The 16972-nt window shown below is 59.3% G+C and carries 15 protein-coding genes; 7 read left to right on the plus strand and 8 right to left on the minus strand.

Going from position 1 to position 16972, the window contains the following annotated elements:
* From dnaA to gyrB, 4 genes are read left to right on the plus strand one after another with little or no spacing between them, the layout of a single operon-like run.
* The gene (gene dnaA / locus ACA079_RS00005; protein ID WP_046056621.1) at positions 1 to 1521 is read left to right on the plus strand and encodes a chromosomal replication initiator protein DnaA; all 1521 of its coding nucleotides are present in this window, start codon (positions 1 to 3) and stop codon (positions 1519 to 1521) included.
* A gap of 39 nt (positions 1522 to 1560) precedes the next feature.
* On the plus strand, positions 1561 to 2664 hold the full coding sequence (gene dnaN / locus ACA079_RS00010) for a DNA polymerase III subunit beta (protein WP_008155702.1): 1104 nt from the start codon (positions 1561 to 1563) through the stop codon (positions 2662 to 2664).
* Positions 2665 to 2684: 20 nt separating this feature from the next.
* Positions 2685 to 3788 carry a DNA replication/repair protein RecF gene (gene recF, locus ACA079_RS00015; RefSeq protein WP_056738504.1) on the plus strand — a complete coding sequence of 368 codons (1104 nt, stop codon included), beginning with the start codon at positions 2685 to 2687 and terminating at the stop codon, positions 3786 to 3788.
* A 5-nt stretch (positions 3789 to 3793) separates the two neighbouring features.
* Complete coding sequence (gene gyrB, locus ACA079_RS00020) at positions 3794 to 6217, plus strand: DNA topoisomerase (ATP-hydrolyzing) subunit B (protein ID WP_497702167.1); 2424 nt, start codon at positions 3794 to 3796, stop codon at positions 6215 to 6217.
* Between the two features lie 287 nt (positions 6218 to 6504).
* Here gyrB and ACA079_RS00025 read toward each other — a convergent pair whose 3' ends face one another.
* The 4 genes from ACA079_RS00025 to glyQ all read right to left on the minus strand — a co-directional run bounded on the left by ACA079_RS00025 (position 6505) and on the right by glyQ (position 10915).
* Positions 6505 to 7284: a lysophospholipid acyltransferase family protein gene (locus ACA079_RS00025; RefSeq protein ID WP_497702168.1), complete on the minus strand. Its 780-nt coding sequence runs from the start codon at positions 7282 to 7284 to the stop codon at positions 6505 to 6507.
* An 82-nt stretch (positions 7285 to 7366) separates the two neighbouring features.
* Positions 7367 to 7906: a D-glycero-beta-D-manno-heptose 1,7-bisphosphate 7-phosphatase gene (gene gmhB, locus ACA079_RS00030; RefSeq protein ID WP_197281768.1), complete on the minus strand. Its 540-nt coding sequence runs from the start codon at positions 7904 to 7906 to the stop codon at positions 7367 to 7369.
* Positions 7907 to 7910: 4 nt separating this feature from the next.
* Positions 7911 to 9965 (minus strand): glycine--tRNA ligase subunit beta, encoded by a 2055-nt coding sequence (glyS, locus tag ACA079_RS00035; protein ID WP_497702169.1) that lies wholly within the window; start codon positions 9963 to 9965, stop codon positions 7911 to 7913.
* Complete coding sequence (glyQ, locus tag ACA079_RS00040; protein ID WP_461967480.1) at positions 9962 to 10915, minus strand: glycine--tRNA ligase subunit alpha; 954 nt, start codon at positions 10913 to 10915, stop codon at positions 9962 to 9964. Before glyQ ends, glyS begins: the two co-directional genes overlap by 4 nt.
* 81 nt (positions 10916 to 10996) lie before the next feature.
* Here glyQ and tag point away from each other — a divergent pair, with 81 nt between their 5' ends.
* The 3 genes from tag to ACA079_RS00055 all read left to right on the plus strand — a co-directional run bounded on the left by tag (position 10997) and on the right by ACA079_RS00055 (position 12827).
* Positions 10997 to 11554, plus strand: coding sequence for a DNA-3-methyladenine glycosylase I (gene tag / locus ACA079_RS00045; protein ID WP_415772409.1), 558 nt, complete (start codon positions 10997 to 10999; stop codon positions 11552 to 11554).
* Positions 11555 to 11594: 40 nt separating this feature from the next.
* Positions 11595 to 12482, plus strand: coding sequence for a lysophospholipid acyltransferase (locus ACA079_RS00050; protein WP_497702170.1), 888 nt, complete (start codon positions 11595 to 11597; stop codon positions 12480 to 12482).
* A 105-nt stretch (positions 12483 to 12587) separates the two neighbouring features.
* Positions 12588 to 12827: a PilZ domain-containing protein gene (locus ACA079_RS00055; RefSeq protein ID WP_046056616.1), complete on the plus strand. Its 240-nt coding sequence runs from the start codon at positions 12588 to 12590 to the stop codon at positions 12825 to 12827.
* Here ACA079_RS00055 and ACA079_RS00060 read toward each other — a convergent pair whose 3' ends face one another.
* The 4 genes from ACA079_RS00060 to fmt form a co-directional block, all read right to left on the minus strand.
* Positions 12828 to 13142: a tetratricopeptide repeat protein gene (locus ACA079_RS00060; protein ID WP_056738491.1), complete on the minus strand. Its 315-nt coding sequence runs from the start codon at positions 13140 to 13142 to the stop codon at positions 12828 to 12830.
* A 159-nt stretch (positions 13143 to 13301) separates the two neighbouring features.
* Positions 13302 to 14675: a Trk system potassium transporter TrkA gene (trkA, locus tag ACA079_RS00065; protein WP_497702171.1), complete on the minus strand. Its 1374-nt coding sequence runs from the start codon at positions 14673 to 14675 to the stop codon at positions 13302 to 13304.
* Between the two features lie 22 nt (positions 14676 to 14697).
* Positions 14698 to 16008, minus strand: a complete 1311-nt coding sequence (gene rsmB / locus ACA079_RS00070) for a 16S rRNA (cytosine(967)-C(5))-methyltransferase RsmB (protein ID WP_497702172.1) — start codon at positions 16006 to 16008, stop codon at positions 14698 to 14700.
* The gene (fmt, locus tag ACA079_RS00075; RefSeq protein WP_497702173.1) at positions 16005 to 16964 is read right to left on the minus strand and encodes a methionyl-tRNA formyltransferase; all 960 of its coding nucleotides are present in this window, start codon (positions 16962 to 16964) and stop codon (positions 16005 to 16007) included. Before fmt ends, rsmB begins: the two co-directional genes overlap by 4 nt.
* Positions 16965 to 16972: the final 8 nt, after the last annotated feature.

The raw sequence follows: 16972 nt of genomic DNA on the forward strand, positions 1-16972 counted from the left end.
GTGTCAGTGGAACTTTGGCAGCAGTGCGTGGAGCTTTTGCGCGATGAGCTGCCTGCCCAACAATTCAACACTTGGATCCGTCCACTACAGGTCGAAGCCGAAGGCGACGAGTTGCGTGTCTACGCACCGAATCGTTTTGTTCTCGACTGGGTCAACGAAAAGTACCTGGGCCGCGTCCTTGAACTGCTGGATGAGCATGGCAATGGCATGGCGCCGGCGCTGTCCTTATTAATAGGCAGCAAACGCAGTTCGGCACCGCGTGCCGCCCCGAACGCTCCGTTGGCCGCCGCTGCTTCACAGGCTCAGGCCGCTCAAGCACCTGTCAGCGCCCCGGCGCCAGCCCAGGTAGCGGCTCCGACCAAGCGTGCGACGCAAAAAGTTGCCGAGGTTAATGAAGAGCCATCGCGAGACAGCTTCGACCCGATGGCCGGGGCCAGTTCGCAACAGGCACCGATTCGCGCCGAACAGCGTACGGTGCAGGTTGAAGGTGCGCTCAAGCACACCAGCTATCTGAACCGCACCTTCACCTTCGAAAACTTCGTCGAGGGCAAGTCCAACCAACTGGCCCGGGCTGCGGCCTGGCAAGTGGCGGATAATCCCAAGCACGGTTACAACCCGCTCTTCCTTTATGGTGGCGTCGGCTTGGGTAAAACCCACTTGATGCACGCTGTGGGTAACCACCTATTAAAGAAGAATCCGAATGCCAAGGTTGTGTACCTGCATTCCGAGCGTTTCGTGGCCGACATGGTCAAGGCCCTGCAGCTGAATGCGATCAACGAGTTCAAGCGCTTCTACCGTTCGGTGGATGCATTGCTGATCGATGACATTCAGTTCTTCGCCCGTAAAGAACGTTCCCAGGAAGAGTTTTTCCACACCTTCAATGCCCTGCTTGAAGGTGGCCAGCAGGTCATTCTCACCAGTGACCGCTACCCGAAAGAAATCGAAGGCCTTGAAGAGCGCCTGAAATCCCGCTTCGGCTGGGGCCTGACGGTAGCCGTCGAGCCGCCGGAACTGGAAACCCGTGTGGCGATCCTGATGAAAAAGGCCGATCAGGCCAAAGTCGATCTGCCCCATGACGCGGCGTTCTTCATTGCCCAGCGTATTCGTTCCAACGTCCGTGAGCTGGAAGGCGCACTCAAACGCGTGATCGCCCACTCGCACTTCATGGGCCGCGATATCACCATCGAGTTGATTCGCGAATCCCTGAAAGATCTGTTGGCACTGCAAGACAAACTGGTCTCTGTGGATAACATTCAGCGCACGGTCGCCGAGTACTACAAGATCAAGATCTCCGATCTGCTGTCCAAGCGTCGTTCACGCTCGGTCGCACGTCCGCGTCAGGTTGCAATGGCGTTGTCCAAAGAGTTGACTAACCACAGTCTGCCGGAAATCGGCGATGTGTTTGGCGGCCGTGACCACACAACCGTTTTGCACGCCTGCCGCAAGATCAACGAACTTAAGGAATCCGACGCGGACATCCGCGAGGACTACAAGAACCTGCTGCGTACACTGACCACTTGATGAACACCAGCGCAGCTTATTAAGGCAAGGGACTAGACCATGCATTTCACCATTCAACGCGAAGCCCTGTTGAAACCCCTGCAACTGGTCGCAGGCGTCGTCGAGCGCCGACAGACCTTGCCGGTGCTCTCCAACGTGCTGCTGGTTGTCGAAGGCCAGCAATTGTCGCTGACCGGTACCGACCTGGAAGTCGAGCTGGTCGGTCGTGTACAACTCGAAGAGCCTGCCGATCCAGGTTCCATCACTGTGCCTGCGCGCAAGCTGATGGATATCTGCAAAAGCTTGCCAAACGACGCGTTGATCGACATCAAGGTCGACGAGCAGAAGCTCGTGGTGAAGGCCGGCCGTAGCCGCTTCACCCTGTCGACCCTGCCGGCTAACGATTTCCCGACTGTGGAAGAAGGCCCTGGCTCGCTGACCTGCAGCCTTGAGCAAAGCAAACTGCGTCGCCTGATCGAACGCACCAGCTTCGCCATGGCCCAGCAAGACGTGCGTTACTACCTGAACGGTATGCTGCTGGAAGTTTCTGAAGGCATCATCCGCGCCGTGGCCACTGACGGTCACCGTCTGGCCATGTGCTCGATGAAGGCTGATATCGGTCAGCCGGATCGCCACCAGGTCATCGTGCCACGTAAAGGTATCCTTGAGTTGGCGCGCCTGCTGACTGAGCCGGACGGCATTGTCAGCATCGTCCTGGGCCAGCATCACATCCGCGCCACCACCGGTGAGTTCACCTTCACCTCGAAACTGGTCGACGGCAAATTCCCGGACTACGAGCGCGTTCTGCCGAAAGGTGGCGACAAGCTGGTACTCGGCGACCGCCAGGCCCTGCGTGAAGCGTTCAGCCGTACCGCGATTCTGTCCAACGAGAAGTACCGCGGCATCCGTCTGCAACTGGCCAATGGTCAGCTGAAGATCCAGGCGAACAACCCGGAACAGGAAGAAGCGGAAGAAGAAGTGGGCGTCGAGTACAACGGCGGCAATCTGGAAATCGGCTTCAACGTGAGCTACCTGCTGGACGTGTTGGGCGTCATGACGACTGAGCAGGTTCGTCTGATCCTGTCCGACTCCAACAGCAGTGCGCTGGTGCAAGAGTCCGACAACGACGACTCGGCCTACGTTGTCATGCCGATGCGTCTGTAATCATGCTCAGCAGAAGCTAGATGTCCTTAAGTCGCGTCTCGGTCACCGCGGTGCGCAATCTGCACCCGGTGACCTTCTCCCCCTCCCCCCGAATCAACATTCTTTACGGCGCCAACGGCAGCGGCAAAACCAGTGTTCTGGAAGCCATTCATCTGCTGGGGCTTGCCCGTTCGTTTCGTAGCACCCGCCTGTTACCGGTCATCCAGTACGAGCAGCTCGCCTGTACGGTGTTTGGTCAGGTAGAGATGGCCGAGGGTGGGCACAGCGCCTTGGGGATCTCCCGCGACCGTCAAGGGGAGTTCCAGATTCGCATTGACGGGCAGAATGCTCGCAGCGCGGCGCAACTGGCGGAAATCCTGCCGCTGCAGCTGATCAACCCTGATAGCTTCCGCTTGCTGGAAGGCGCACCGAAGATTCGCCGGCAGTTTCTCGACTGGGGCGTGTTCCACGTGGAACCACGATTCATGTCCACCTGGCAGCGCTTGCAGAAGGCCCTGCGCCAGAGAAACTCTTGGCTGCGGCATGGTACACTTGACGCCGTTTCGCAAGCGGTTTGGGACAGGGAACTGTGCCAGGCCAGCGCTGAAATTGATGAATACCGCCGCGCTTATATCAAAGCCTTGAAACCAGTCTTTGAACAGACCTTGAGCGAACTGGTTGAGCTCGAGGGCTTAACGCTCAGCTATTACCGAGGTTGGGACAAAGACCGAGAGCTGAGTGCAGTGCTCGCCGGGTCCCTTCAGCGGGATCAGCAAATGGGTCATACCCAGGCCGGACCACAGCGTGCTGATTTGCGTCTTAGATTGGGCGCACATAATGCCGCGGACATCTTGTCTCGCGGTCAGCAGAAGCTGGTGGTTTGTGCATTGCGGATTGCCCAAGGGCACTTGGTTAGCCAGGCCCGACGCGGCCAGTGTATTTATCTGGTGGATGACCTGCCGTCCGAACTGGACGAGCACCACCGCCGCGCGCTTTGCCGCTTGCTGGAAGACTTACGCTGCCAGGTGTTTATCACCTGTGTAGATCACGAATTATTGAGGGAAGGCTGGCAGACGGAAACGCCAGTCGCTCTGTTCCACGTGGAACAGGGCCGTATCACCCAGACCCACGACCATCGGGAGTGAAGGCATTGAGCGAAGAAAATACGAATACCTACGACTCAACGAGCATTAAAGTGCTGAAAGGCCTGGATGCCGTACGCAAACGTCCCGGTATGTACATTGGTGACACCGACGATGGTAGCGGTCTGCACCACATGGTCTTCGAGGTAGTCGACAACTCCATCGATGAAGCGCTCGCTGGCCACTGCGATGACATCAGCATCATCATCCACCCGGACGAATCCATCACCGTTCGCGACAACGGTCGTGGCATCCCGGTAGACGTGCACAAAGAAGAAGGCGTCTCGGCAGCCGAGGTCATCATGACCGTGCTGCACGCCGGCGGTAAGTTCGACGACAACTCCTACAAAGTATCCGGCGGCCTGCACGGTGTAGGTGTGTCGGTTGTGAACGCCCTGTCCGAAGAGCTGGTCTTGACCGTTCGCCGCAGTGGCAAGATCTGGGAACAGACCTACATTCACGGTGTTCCACAAGAACCGATGAAAATTGTCGGTGAAAGCGAAACCACCGGTACCCAGATTCACTTCAAACCGTCTGACCTGACCTTCAAGAACATCCATTTCAGCTGGGATATCCTGGCCAAGCGGATTCGTGAACTGTCCTTCCTCAACTCCGGTGTCGGCATCGTCCTCAAGGATGAGCGCAGCGGCAAGGAAGAGCTGTTCAAGTACGAGGGCGGCCTGCGTGCGTTCGTTGAATACCTGAACACCAACAAGACCCCGGTCAACCAGGTGTTCCACTTCAACATCCAGCGCGAAGACGGCATCGGCGTGGAAATCGCCTTGCAGTGGAACGACAGCTTCAACGAGAACCTGTTGTGCTTCACCAACAACATTCCACAGCGCGATGGCGGTACTCACCTAGTGGGTTTCCGTTCCGCTCTGACGCGTAACCTGAACACCTACATCGAAGCCGAAGGTCTGGCGAAGAAGCACAAAGTCGCGACCACCGGTGACGATGCTCGTGAAGGCCTGACCGCGATCATCTCGGTAAAAGTGCCGGATCCGAAGTTCAGCTCCCAGACCAAAGACAAGCTGGTTTCTTCCGAAGTGAAGACTGCGGTCGAACAGGAAATGGGCAAGTACTTCTCCGACTTCCTGCTGGAAAACCCGAACGAAGCCAAACTGGTCGTCGGCAAGATGATCGACGCGGCTCGCGCTCGTGAAGCGGCGCGTAAAGCCCGTGAGATGACCCGTCGTAAAGGCGCGCTGGATATCGCCGGCCTGCCGGGCAAACTGGCTGACTGCCAGGAAAAAGACCCTGCCCTTTCCGAACTGTACCTCGTGGAAGGTGACTCTGCTGGCGGCTCCGCCAAGCAGGGACGCAACCGTCGGACCCAAGCCATCCTGCCTCTCAAGGGCAAGATCCTGAACGTCGAGAAGGCGCGTTTCGACAAGATGATCTCTTCGCAAGAAGTGGGCACCTTGATCACCGCGCTGGGCTGCGGCATTGGTCGCGACGAGTACAACATCGCGAAGCTGCGTTACCACAACATCATCATCATGACCGATGCTGACGTCGACGGTTCGCACATCCGTACCCTGCTGCTGACCTTCTTCTTCCGTCAGTTGCCGGAGCTGATCGAGCGCGGCTACATCTACATCGCCCAGCCGCCGCTGTACAAGGTCAAGAAAGGCAAGCAAGAGCAATACATCAAAGACGACGACGCCATGGAAGAGTACATGACGCAGTCGGCCCTGGAAGATGCGAGCCTGCACCTGAACGAGGAAGCCCCGGGTATTTCCGGACCGGCCCTCGAGCGTCTGGTGAATGACTTCCGTCTGGTAATGAAGACCCTCAAGCGTCTGTCGCGCCTGTACCCACAGGAGCTGACCGAGCACTTCATCTACCTGCCGGCTGTCAGCCTGGAGCAATTGTCCGATCACGCAGCGATGCAAGATTGGATGGCCCAGTACGAAGTTCGCCTGCGCACCGTCGAGAAGTCCGGCCTGGTTTACAAAGCCAGCCTGCGTGAAGACCGTGAACGTAACGTCTGGCTGCCAGAGGTCGAACTGATCTCTCACGGCCTGTCGAACTATGTCACCTTCAACCGCGACTTCTTCGGCAGTAACGACTACAAGACCGTTGTATCGCTGGGCGCTCAATTGAGCACCTTGCTGGACGACGGCGCGTATATCCAGCGTGGCGAGCGCAAGAAGCCGGTCACCGAGTTCAAGGAAGCCCTTGAGTGGCTGATGGCCGAAAGCACCAAGCGTCACACCATCCAGCGATACAAAGGTCTGGGCGAAATGAACCCGGATCAGCTGTGGGAAACCACCATGGACCCAGCACAGCGCCGGATGCTCAAAGTGACTATCGAAGACGCCATTGGCGCGGACCAGATCTTCAACACCCTGATGGGTGATGCGGTCGAGCCTCGTCGTGACTTCATCGAAAGCAACGCCTTGGCGGTTTCTAACCTGGACTTCTGATCCAGCGGACCTGCCAAACGAAAAAGGCCAACGCTCAAGCGTTGGCCTTTTTTATTTTCCGTAAATGGCTGTGGAAACAATCCAATCTTGCTGTTGTTCAACGATTGAAACACGTTATCGCAGGCATAAAAAAACCGGCTATATCAGCCGGTTTTTTTACGTCCGAAAAAAACTTATGCACCTTTTTCGGTTTTTTATGGGTTTATGAAATATGTATATAAATCATGAACCTACAAACTAAATCAGACGCTTTCCAACAAAACGGTACACAGGTTATCCACAGAATCTCAGACAGCCACTTGATCGCTAGCAGTCGGGGCTTGCGGGGCTGCCGGCAGCGAGCCCATTTCACGTTGCATCTGCTCGTTCCAGGCCTGGACCCGATCATTCAGCTCGGCAATTGCTCGCGGCCCGCTACCCTCGGCATACATGGGTGCGCCGATGATCACGGTAATGACGCCCTGCTTCTTCGCCCAACCGGTTTTCGGCCAGAACTTGCCAGCATTGTGCGCAATCGGCAGAACGGGAAGTGCGGCGTTGACGGCTAAAGCGGTACCACCCCGAGAGAACTTTCCGATGGTGCCGTAAGGAACGCGCGTTCCCTCTGGGAAGATCAGGACCCAGACACCATCCTTCAGCAGTTCATCGCCCTTCTTCGCCACATGCTTGAGTGCCGCTTTCGGGTTGTCGCGGTCGATGGCGATCGGCCGCAGCATGGCCATGGCCCAGCCGAAAAACGGAACGAAGAGCAGTTCGCGCTTAAGTACCTGGCTCAATGGCTCAAAGTAGGCCGATAGAAAGAACGTCTCCCACGTGCTCTGGTGGTTCGACTGAATCACGCAGGGCTGGTCAGGCACGTTCTCGGCGCCCTTCACTTCGTAGCTGATGCCCAGGAAAACCTTGCTCAGCCACAAGGCGCAGCGGCACCAGTACACATTGATGAAGCGATAGCGCGCCTTGAACGGCAGAAAAGGCGCGATAAAAAAGCTCAGGCTGCACCAGAGCAAGGAGCTGGTGCCCAGCAGCAGGTAAAAGAGGAAGGTTCTGATGGCCTGCAATATCGACATGGCGACGTTTACCGTGCGGGCTCTGCCCGTCTATATAAAGCGCACTCCCGATCAATCCTTGGTCAGGAACAATCGAAGCACTCTAATTGTGGATAAGTTCTGCGGCAATCGCCGCCAGATCGTCAAAAATCAAGGTGCCTACCGGTAGGGTCTTGCCCAAAGTCTTTTCGCCTTTCCCGGTCTTTACCAAAACTGGCTGAGAATCGACGGCTTTGGCGGCCTCCAGGTCACCAAGGGTATCGCCGACGAACCAAAGATTGGTCAGCGATACGTTGTAATGCGCGGCGATGGTTTTCAACATCCCGGGTTTTGGTTTGCGGCAATCGCAGCCATCGTCCGGCCCGTGCGGGCAATAGACGATCAGCCCGACTTCACCGCCCTGCTCCGCCACCAGCGAGCGCAAGCGCTCGTGCATGGCGTCCAGGGTGGCGATGTCGTAATAGCCGCGAGCGATGCCCGACTGGTTGGTAGCCACCGCCACCGTCCAGCCGGCCTTGCTCAACTGCGCGATGGCTTCGATCGAACCAGGGAGCGGAATCCACTCCTCCACCGACTTGATGTAAGCGTCGGAGTCGTAATTGATCACCCCGTCCCGATCGAGAATCAGCAGTTTCAACAGCAGCCCCTCAACCCAGCAGCGAAATGTCGGCTACGCCGAGGAACAGCCCACGCAGACGCGCCAGCAACGCATAACGGTTGGCGCGGACCTTGGCATCTTCCGCGTTGACCATCACGGCTTCGAAGAACGCATCCACTGGTTCGCGCAAGGCAGCCAGACGTGCCAGCGATTCGCTGTACTGACGCGCCGCAGCCATCGGCTGGACAGCCTGGTCAGCCTGCTGGATCGCCGAGTACAGGGAGAACTCGTTGGCGTTGTCGAAGTACTTGGCTTCCACGACCGAAGGAACAGAGCCTTCGACCTTGCTCAGCAAGTTCGAAACGCGCTTGTTCACCGCGGCCAGGGCAGCGGCTTCCGGCAATTTGCGGAAGGCTTCTACCGCTTGTACGCGCTGATCGAAGTCCAGCGCCGAACCCGGTTTCAGCGCACGCACCGACAGGTAAGTCCCGACATCCACGCCTTCGTCTTCGTAACGGGCACGCAGACGGTCGAAGATGAACTCCAGCACCGAATCGTTGAGGCCGGCAGCCTTGACCTTGGTACCGAACGCATTCACGGCAAATGCCACGGCGTCGTTCAGGTCGAGGTCGAGCTTCTTGTCGATCAGGATGCGCAACACGCCGAGTGCAGCACGACGCAGGGCATACGGGTCTTTGCTACCGGTTGGCAGCATGCCGATACCAAAGATGCCGACCAGGGTGTCGAGCTTGTCCGCGATGGCCACAGCCGCACCGGTCAGGGTGGTCGGCAGTTCAGCACCGGCACCGCGCGGCATGTATTGCTCGTTCAGCGCCAGAGCGACTTCTTCCGGCTCGCCGTCGTTGAGGGCGTAGTAGTAACCGGCGACACCTTGCATCTCCGGGAACTCACCGACCATCTCGGTCGCCAGGTCGCACTTGGACAGCAGGCCTGCACGGGAAGCCCATGCGGCGTTACCGCCAATGCGTTGAGCGATGAACGCTGCGAGTTTGGAAACGCGCTCGGCCTTGTCGTAGACGCTGCCGAGTTTTTCCTGGAACACCACGTTCTGCAGACGCAGGTTGAAGTCTTCGAGTTTCTGCTTCTTGTCTTGCTTGAAGAAGAACTCGGCGTCGGTCAGGCGTGGGCGAACCACTTTCTCGTTACCGGCGATGATCTGTTGCGGGTCTTTGCTTTCGATGTTGGCCACGGTAATGAAACGTGGCAGCAACTTGCCGTCGGCATCCAGCAGGCAGAAATACTTCTGGTTGTCCTGCATGGTGGTGATCAGGGCTTCTTGCGGCACGTCGAGGAAACGTTCCTCGAACGAGCACACCAGCGGCACCGGCCATTCAACCAGCGCGGTCACTTCGTCGAGAAGGGCTGGCGGCACGATCGCCGTCCCTTCCTGCATCGTCGCCAGCTCTTCGACGCGCTTGCTGATCAGCTCGCGACGCTCGTTGGCATCGGCCAATACGTAAGCGGCACGCAGGTCGGTCAAGTAGTTGGCCGGCGAGGTGATGCGTACGCTTTCCGGGTGGTGGAAGCGGTGACCACGGGAATCGCGGCCGGACTTCTGGGCAAGGATTGTGCAATCGATGACCTGGTCACCGAGCAGCATCACCAGCCACTGGGTAGGACGAACGAATTCTTCCTTGCGAGCACCCCAGCGCATGCGCTTGGGAATCGGCAGGTCGTTCAGGGAATCTTCGACGATGGTCGGCAGCAGGCTCGCGGTCGGTTTGCCGGCGATGCTTTGGCTGTAACGCAGTTTCGGGCCGCTCTGATCGATTTCGCTCAGGTCGACGCCGCACTTCTTGGCGAAGCCCAAAGCCGCTTGAGTCGGGTTGCCTTCGGCATCGAACGCGGCCTGACGTGGCGGGCCGTCGAGGTTGATGCTGCGATCCGGCTGATGGGTAGCCAGCGAGGTGATCAGCACAGCCAGACGACGTGGCGCGGCGTAGACGGTTTTGGTCTCGTAGTTCAGGCCAGCGGCTTGCAGGCCCTTGTCGATACCGGCCAGGAACGCGTCGGCCAGGGTGTTCAGGGCTTTGGGTGGCAGTTCTTCGGTGCCCAGTTCAACCAGAAAATCTTGAGCACTCATTGTGCAGCCTCCAGCTTAGCCAGCACTTCGTCACGCAGGTCCGGGGTCGCCATCGGGAAGCCCAGCTTGGCGCGAGCCAGCAGGTAGGCTTGCGCAACGGAACGCGCCAGGGTGCGGACACGCAGAATGTATTGCTGACGCGCAGTCACCGAGATCGCCCGGCGCGCATCCAGCAGGTTGAAGGTGTGGGAGGCCTTCAACACCATTTCGTAGCTCGGCAACGGCAGCGGCTGGTCGAGTTCGATCAGGCGCTTGGCTTCGCTTTCGTAGAAGTCGAACAGTTCGAACAGCTTCTCGACGTTGGCCTGTTCGAAGTTGTAGGTCGACTGCTCCACTTCGTTCTGGTGGAACACGTCGCCGTAGGTCACCTTGCCGAACGGACCGTCAGCCCAGACCAGGTCGTAGACCGAGTCCACGCCTTGCAGGTACATGGCCAGGCGCTCGAGACCGTAAGTGATCTCGCCGGTCACCGGGTAGCACTCGATGCCGCCCGCTTGCTGGAAGTAAGTGAACTGCGTCACTTCCATGCCGTTGAGCCAGACTTCCCAGCCCAGACCCCAGGCGCCCAGTGTCGGCGACTCCCAGTTGTCTTCGACGAAGCGAATGTCGTGGACCAGCGGGTCCAGACCGACATGCTTCAGGGAGCCCAGGTACAGTTCCTGGAAGTTGTCCGGGTTCGGCTTCAGGACTACCTGGAACTGGTAGTAGTGCTGCAGACGGTTCGGGTTTTCGCCGTAGCGGCCGTCAGTCGGGCGACGACTGGGCTGCACATAAGCGGCGTTCCAGGTTTCCGGGCCAATGGCGCGCAGAAACGTGGCAGTGTGGAAAGTCCCGGCGCCTACTTCCATATCGTAGGGCTGAAGTACCACGCAACCTTGCTCGGCCCAGTATTGCTGGAGGGCGAGGATCAAGTCTTGGAAGGTACGCACGGCTGGCGTAGGCTGGCTCACGAAATTCACCTGTTTCTTGGGCTGCGATTTAAAGAGCGGGAGTATACCCGATTCGGTCCTGCGCACGCCCCCTGGAGCCTTATGCCACGCTGCTTTTGGTGTTCCGAAGATCCGCTGTACATGGCTTATCACGATCAGGAGTGGGGTACGCCGCTACGCGATGCGCAGGGATTGTTCGAGTTGCTTTTGCTCGAAGGGTTCCAGGCCGGCCTTTCCTGGATCACCGTGCTGCGTAAACGCGAGCACTATCGTCAGGTAATGTTCGGCTTCGACGTACAACGCGTGGCGCAAATGAGCGACGCAGAAATCGATGAATTGATGCTCGATCCGGGCATCATTCGCAATCGCCTCAAACTCAATGCGGCCCGGCGCAATGCCCAGGCCTGGCTGGCGCTGGAGGATCCGGTGGAGTTTCTCTGGTCCTTCGTCGACGGCAAGCCTGTGATCAACCATTTCAAGGACCGCAGCGAAGTGCCGGCCGTGACGCCGACCGCCGTGGAGATGAGCAAAGGCCTGAAAAAGGCCGGCTTCACGTTCGTAGGCCCGACTATTTGTTACGCGCTGATGCAGGCCTCGGGGATGGTCATGGACCACACCCAGGATTGTGATCGTTACGCGGAGCTGGCGATCGGCGGTTAGAATAGCCGCCTCGCGCACAGCACAAGATCAGGAGTGACCTGTGGATAAGTTTAAAGGCGCCTTGCTGGTAGGCGCTCTGCGGTTGTTTGCCCTGCTCCCGTGGCGGGCAGTGCAGGCAGTGGGCTCGGCCATTGGCTGGGTGATGTGGAAAACCCCCAACCGTTCCCGCGATGTGGTGCGGATCAATCTCGCCAAATGTTTCCCGGACATGGACCCGGCCGAGCGTGAGCGTCTGGTAGGCCAGAGCCTGAAAGACATCGGCAAGTCCCTGACCGAAAGCGCCTGCGCCTGGATCTGGCCGGCCCAGCGCTCCATCGACCTGGTGCGTGAAGTCGAAGGTCTCGACGTATTAAAGGACGCCCTCGCCTCCGGCAAAGGTGTCGTCGGCATCACCAGTCACCTTGGCAACTGGGAAGTGTTGAACCACTTCTATTGCAGCCAGTGCAAACCGATCATTTTCTATCGCCCGCCGAAGCTGAAGGCTGTGGATGATTTGCTGCGCAAGCAACGGGTGCAATTGGGTAACCGGGTAGCCGCTTCCACCAAGGAAGGCATCCTCAGTGTTATCAAGGAAGTGCGCAAAGGTGGTGCAGTGGGCATTCCCGCTGACCCGGAACCGTCTGAATCTGCCGGGATCTTCGTGCCGTTCTTCGCTACCCAGGCCCTGACCAGCAAGTTCGTACCGAACATGCTCGCCGGCGGCAAAGCGGTCGGCGTTTTTCTGCATGCGCTACGTCTGCCGGACGGTTCGGGTTACAAAGTGATCCTGGAAGCCGCGCCAGATGCCATGTACAGCACCGATACCGAGACGTCCTGCGCAGCCATGAGCCAGGTGGTCGAGCGCTATGTGCGGGCGTATCCGAGCCAGTACATGTGGAGCATGAAGCGCTTCAAGAAGCGTCCGCCGGGTGAAGAACGCTGGTACTGAGTCGATTGGCATGATCTGTGGATAACCTGTAGGAGCTGCCGAAGGCTGCGATCTTTTGATCTGGCTTCTCAGTTATCCACAACACGTTCATAAAGGGCGCAGAAGATGTCCGAACACCGCAAATCGTTTCGCATCAAGATCAGTCACCACAGCTTCGGCGAATGCCTCGGTCAGACGCGTAACCTGTCGACGACAGGCGTCTACGTCAAGCATCCGGGCCTGTCGACCTTGCCCAAGGGCGCGGTGGTGTACGGTCAGGTGCAGGACTTACCCACAGGCGCGCCGCGGGTGCGCATGGAAGTGGTGCTGGTGGATGCCGAGGGCATTGGCCTGCGATATCTCTGATCAGTGAGCCTGACGCTCAAGCTTCTTCAGAAACACAGTCATTTCCTTTTCGGCCTGCTTGTCGCCATGGGCGCGAGCGGCTTCCAGACCCTGTTCCCACGCCTGACGTGCGGACGCGAAATCCTTCAGCCCCAGATGGGCCTTGCCCAATAGCTTCCAGGCCGCCGAATACTTCGGATCGAATTCGACGCAACGCTGGAAATGCTCGGCGGCCTTGGCGTTTTCCCCAAGATCCAGATAGCCCTTGCCAAGGCCGAAGCGCAGCAATGAGTTATCCACACCCTTGGCGAGCATTTTTTCCAGGGATTCGATCATTGGTACTTCCTGTGAGTGATGGGTGGTTTCCAGATTGCCATCGCGGGCAAGCCTTGCTCCTACAGGTCCGCGTCGTACACAAAACATCCGAACGAAAAAAATCCTGTAGGAGCAAGGCTTGCCCGCGATGAGGCCTTCCGCGTCACAACAGAACTCGGATCAGAAGAAGCTAAGTCCCACATGGAACAACTTCTCCACATCCCGAATATGCTTCTTATCCACAAGGAACAGAATCACATGGTCGCCGGCCGCGATCACTGTGTCGTCGTGGGCAATAATCACCTCTTCGTCGCGGATGATCGCGCCGATGGTGGTGCCCGGCGGCAGGCCAATGTTCTCAATGGACTTGCCGATGACCTTACTCGATCTCTCATCACCGTGGGCAATCGCCTCGATGGCTTCCGCCGCGCCCCGGCGCAATGAGTGCACGCTGACGATGTCGCCGCGGCGCACGTGGGCCAGCAAGGTGCCGATGGTCGCCAATTGAGGGCTGATGGCGATGTCGATGTCGCCGCCCTGGATCAGGTCGACGTAGGCCGGGTTGTTGATGATGGTCATCACCTTCTTCGCACCCAGGCGCTTGGCCAGCAGCGACGACATGATGTTGGCTTCGTCGTCGTTGGTCAGGGCCAGGAAAAGGTCAGCGTCGGCGATGTTCTCTTCCATCAGCAAGTCGCGGTCGGAGGCGCTGCCCTGCAACACTACAGTGCTGTCGAGGGTGTCCGAGAGATGACGGCAGCGCGCCGGGTTCATCTCGATGATCTTCACTTGGTAACGGCTTTCGATGGCTTCGGCCAGACGTTCACCGATCTGCCCGCCGCCTGCGATGACGATGCGCTTGTAGCTCTCGTCGAGACGGCGCATTTCGCTCATCACGGCGCGAATATTCGCCTTGGCGGCGATGAAAAAGACTTCGTCGTCTGCCTCGATCACCGTATCGCCCTGCGGCAGGATCGGCCGATCACGACGGAAAATCGCCGCCACGCGGGTTTCGACATTCGGCATGTGTTCACGCAACTGTCGCAGCTGCTGGCCCACCAGCGGGCCGCCGTAGTACGCCTTGACCGCCACCAATTGGGCTTTGCCTTCGGCGAAGTCGATCACCTGCAAGGCGCCCGGATGCTGGATCAGGCGCTTGATGTAATTGGTGACCACTTGCTCCGGGCTGATCAGCACGTCCACCGGAATCGCTTCGTTATCGAACAGCTCGGAGCGAGTCAGGTAGGCAGCTTCGCGAACCCGGGCGATTTTGGTCGGCGTGTGGAACAGAGTGTGGGCAACCTGGCAGGCCACCATGTTGGTTTCGTCGCTGTTGGTCACCGCCACCAGCATGTCGGCGTCGTCCGCGCCGGCCTGGCGCAGCACGGTTGGCAGCGAGCCGCGGCCCTGCACGGTGCGGATGTCCAGCCGATCGCCGAGGTCGCGCAGGCGTTCGCTGTCGGTGTCGACCACGGTAATGTCGTTGGCCTCGCTGGCCAAGTGTTCTGCCAGCGAACCGCCGACCTGCCCTGCGCCGAGGATGATGATTTTCATCCAGTCACTCCCTTAAAACCCATTAACCGCGCGCGGCGGCGATCTTGATCAGCTTGGCGTAGTAGAACCCGTCGTGGCCGCCGTCCTGGGCCAGCAATTGGCGGCCATGTGGCTGCTTGATGCCGGCCGCCGTGGCGAGGTCCAGTTCACGGGCGCCCGGCGTGCGAGCGAGGAAGGCTTCGATGACTTCGGTGTTCTCGGTCGGCAGCGTCGAGCAGGTGGCGTAAAGCAGGATGCCGCCGACCTCCAACGTTATCCACATGGCATCGAGCAGTTCGCCCTGAAGCACCGCGAGTGCGGCGATGTCGTCCGGTTGGCGAGTCAGCTTGATGTCCGGGTGACGACGAATCACACCGGTGGCCGAGCACGGCGCGTCCAGCAGAATGCGCTGGAACGGTTTGCCATCCCACCAGATGGCGGTGTCGCGGCCGTCGGCGGCGATCAGTTCGGCGCTCAGGCCCAGGCGTGCGAGGTTTTCCCGCACTCGCACCAAACGCTTGGCTTCCAGGTCCACCGCTACCACGCCGGCGAGTGCCGGCTCGGCTTCAAGGATGTGGCAGGTCTTGCCGCCCGGTGCGCAGCAGGCGTCCAGCACCCGTTGGCCCGGCGCCAGGTCGAGCAGATCGGCGGCCAGTTGCGCGGCTTCGTCCTGCACGCTGATCCAGCCTTCGGCGAAACCCGGCAAGCTGCGCACGTCGGCAGCGGCGTCGAGAATGATGCCGTCCTGACTGTAAATGCACGGCGTGGCGGCGACGCCGGCGGCGGTCAGCAACCCGAGGTAAGCATCGCGGCTGTGATGACGACGGTTGACCCGCAGGATCATCGGCGGATGCGCGTTGTTCGCCGCGCAAATGGCTTCCCACTGCTCCGGCCAGAAGGCTTTCAGAGATTTTTGCAGCCAGCGTGGGTGGGCAGTGCGCACCACTGGATCGTGTTCCAGCTCGGCCAGCAGCGCTTCACTTTCACGCTGGGCGCGGCGCAACACGGCGTTGAGCAAGGCCTTGGCCCAGGGCTTTTTCAGCTTCTCGGCGCAACCGACGGTTTCACCGATGGCGGCATGGGCCGGAACCCGTGTGTAGAGCAACTGGTAGAGACCGACCAGCAACAGCGCTTCAACATCGGCGTCGGCTGCCTTGAACGGTTTCTGCAGCAACTTGGCCGCCAGCGCCGACAAACGCGGCTGCCAGCGAGCGGTGCCGAACGCCAGGTCCTGGGTGAAGCCGCGATCACGGTCTTCAACCTTGTCCATTTGTGTCGGCAGGGAACTGTTGAGTGAGGCTTTTCCGTTAAGAACAGCAGCGAGTGCCTTGGCGGCGGCCAGACGTGGATTCATTGAGCGTCCGCCGCTTGACCGAGAACGGTGCCGACGGCGAATTTCTCACGACGGCTGTTGAACAAGTCGCTGAAGTTCAGCGCCTTGCCGCCGGGCAATTGCAGACGAGTCAGACACAGGGCCTGCTCACCGCAGGCGACGATCAAACCATCCTTGCTGGCGCCGAGGATTTCCCCCGGTGCGCCCTGCCCTTCAGCGAGGCTCGCAGCCAGCACCTTCAATGCTTCGCCATTCAGCGTGCTGTGGCAGATCGGCCATGGATTGAAGGCGCGGACCAGACGTTCCAGCTCAACCGCCGGGCGGCTCCAGTCGATGCGCGCCTCATCTTTGTTCAATTTGTGAGCATAAGTGGCGAGGCTGTCGTCCTGCACTTCGCCTTCCAAAGTGCCCGCAGCGAGACCGGCAATCGCCTGAATCACGGCTGGCGGACCCATTTCGGCCAGACGGTCGTGGAGGCTGCCGCCGGTGTCTTCACCGGTGATCGGTGTGGTGACTTTCAGCAGCATCGGTCCGGTGTCGAGGCCCAGTTCCATGCGCATCACGGTCACACCGCTTTCGCTGTCGCCCGCTTCAACGGCGCGCTGGATCGGCGCCGCACCGCGCCAGCGTGGCAGCAAGGAGGCGTGGCTGTTGATGCAACCCAGGCGCGGAATATCCAGCACCACTTGCGGCAGGATCAGGCCGTAGGCGACCACCACCAGCAAGTCCGGCTTGAGCGCGGCCAGTTCAGCCTGAGCGTCTTCGTTGCGCAGGGTTGGCGGTTGCAGCACCGGGATGTTGTTCTCGAGAGCCAACTGCTTGACCGGGCTTGGCATCAACTTTTGCCCGCGACCCGCCGGACGGTCCGGTTGGGTGTAGACCGCGACGATCTCGTAAGGGCTGTCGAGCAGGGCCTTGAGGTGTTCGGCGGCGAATTCCGGGGTGCCGGCAAAGACGATGCGCAGTGGCTCAGTCATTCAAAAGG

The organism is Pseudomonas sp. LBUM1645 (assembly GCF_059716185.1).

Bases quoted from the DNA above. Each gene is read 5' to 3' on its own strand.
- tag (WP_415772409.1), top strand. From the start codon at position 10,997: ATGCCACGCTGCTTTTGGTGTTCCGAAGATCCGCTGTACATGGCTTAT.
- dnaN (WP_008155702.1), top strand. From the start codon at position 1,561: ATGCATTTCACCATTCAACGCGAAGCCCTGTTGAAACCCCTGCAACTG.
- ACA079_RS00055 (WP_046056616.1), top strand. From the start codon at position 12,588: ATGTCCGAACACCGCAAATCGTTTCGCATCAAGATCAGTCACCACAGC.
- fmt (WP_497702173.1), bottom strand. From the start codon at position 16,964: ATGACTGAGCCACTGCGCATCGTCTTTGCCGGCACCCCGGAATTCGCC.
- trkA (WP_497702171.1), bottom strand. From the start codon at position 14,675: ATGAAAATCATCATCCTCGGCGCAGGGCAGGTCGGCGGTTCGCTGGCA.
- rsmB (WP_497702172.1), bottom strand. From the start codon at position 16,008: ATGAATCCACGTCTGGCCGCCGCCAAGGCACTCGCTGCTGTTCTTAAC.
- glyS (WP_497702169.1), bottom strand. From the start codon at position 9,965: ATGAGTGCTCAAGATTTTCTGGTTGAACTGGGCACCGAAGAACTGCCA.
- ACA079_RS00060 (WP_056738491.1), bottom strand. From the start codon at position 13,142: ATGATCGAATCCCTGGAAAAAATGCTCGCCAAGGGTGTGGATAACTCA.
- ACA079_RS00025 (WP_497702168.1), bottom strand. From the start codon at position 7,284: ATGTCGATATTGCAGGCCATCAGAACCTTCCTCTTTTACCTGCTGCTG.
- recF (WP_056738504.1), top strand. From the start codon at position 2,685: ATGTCCTTAAGTCGCGTCTCGGTCACCGCGGTGCGCAATCTGCACCCG.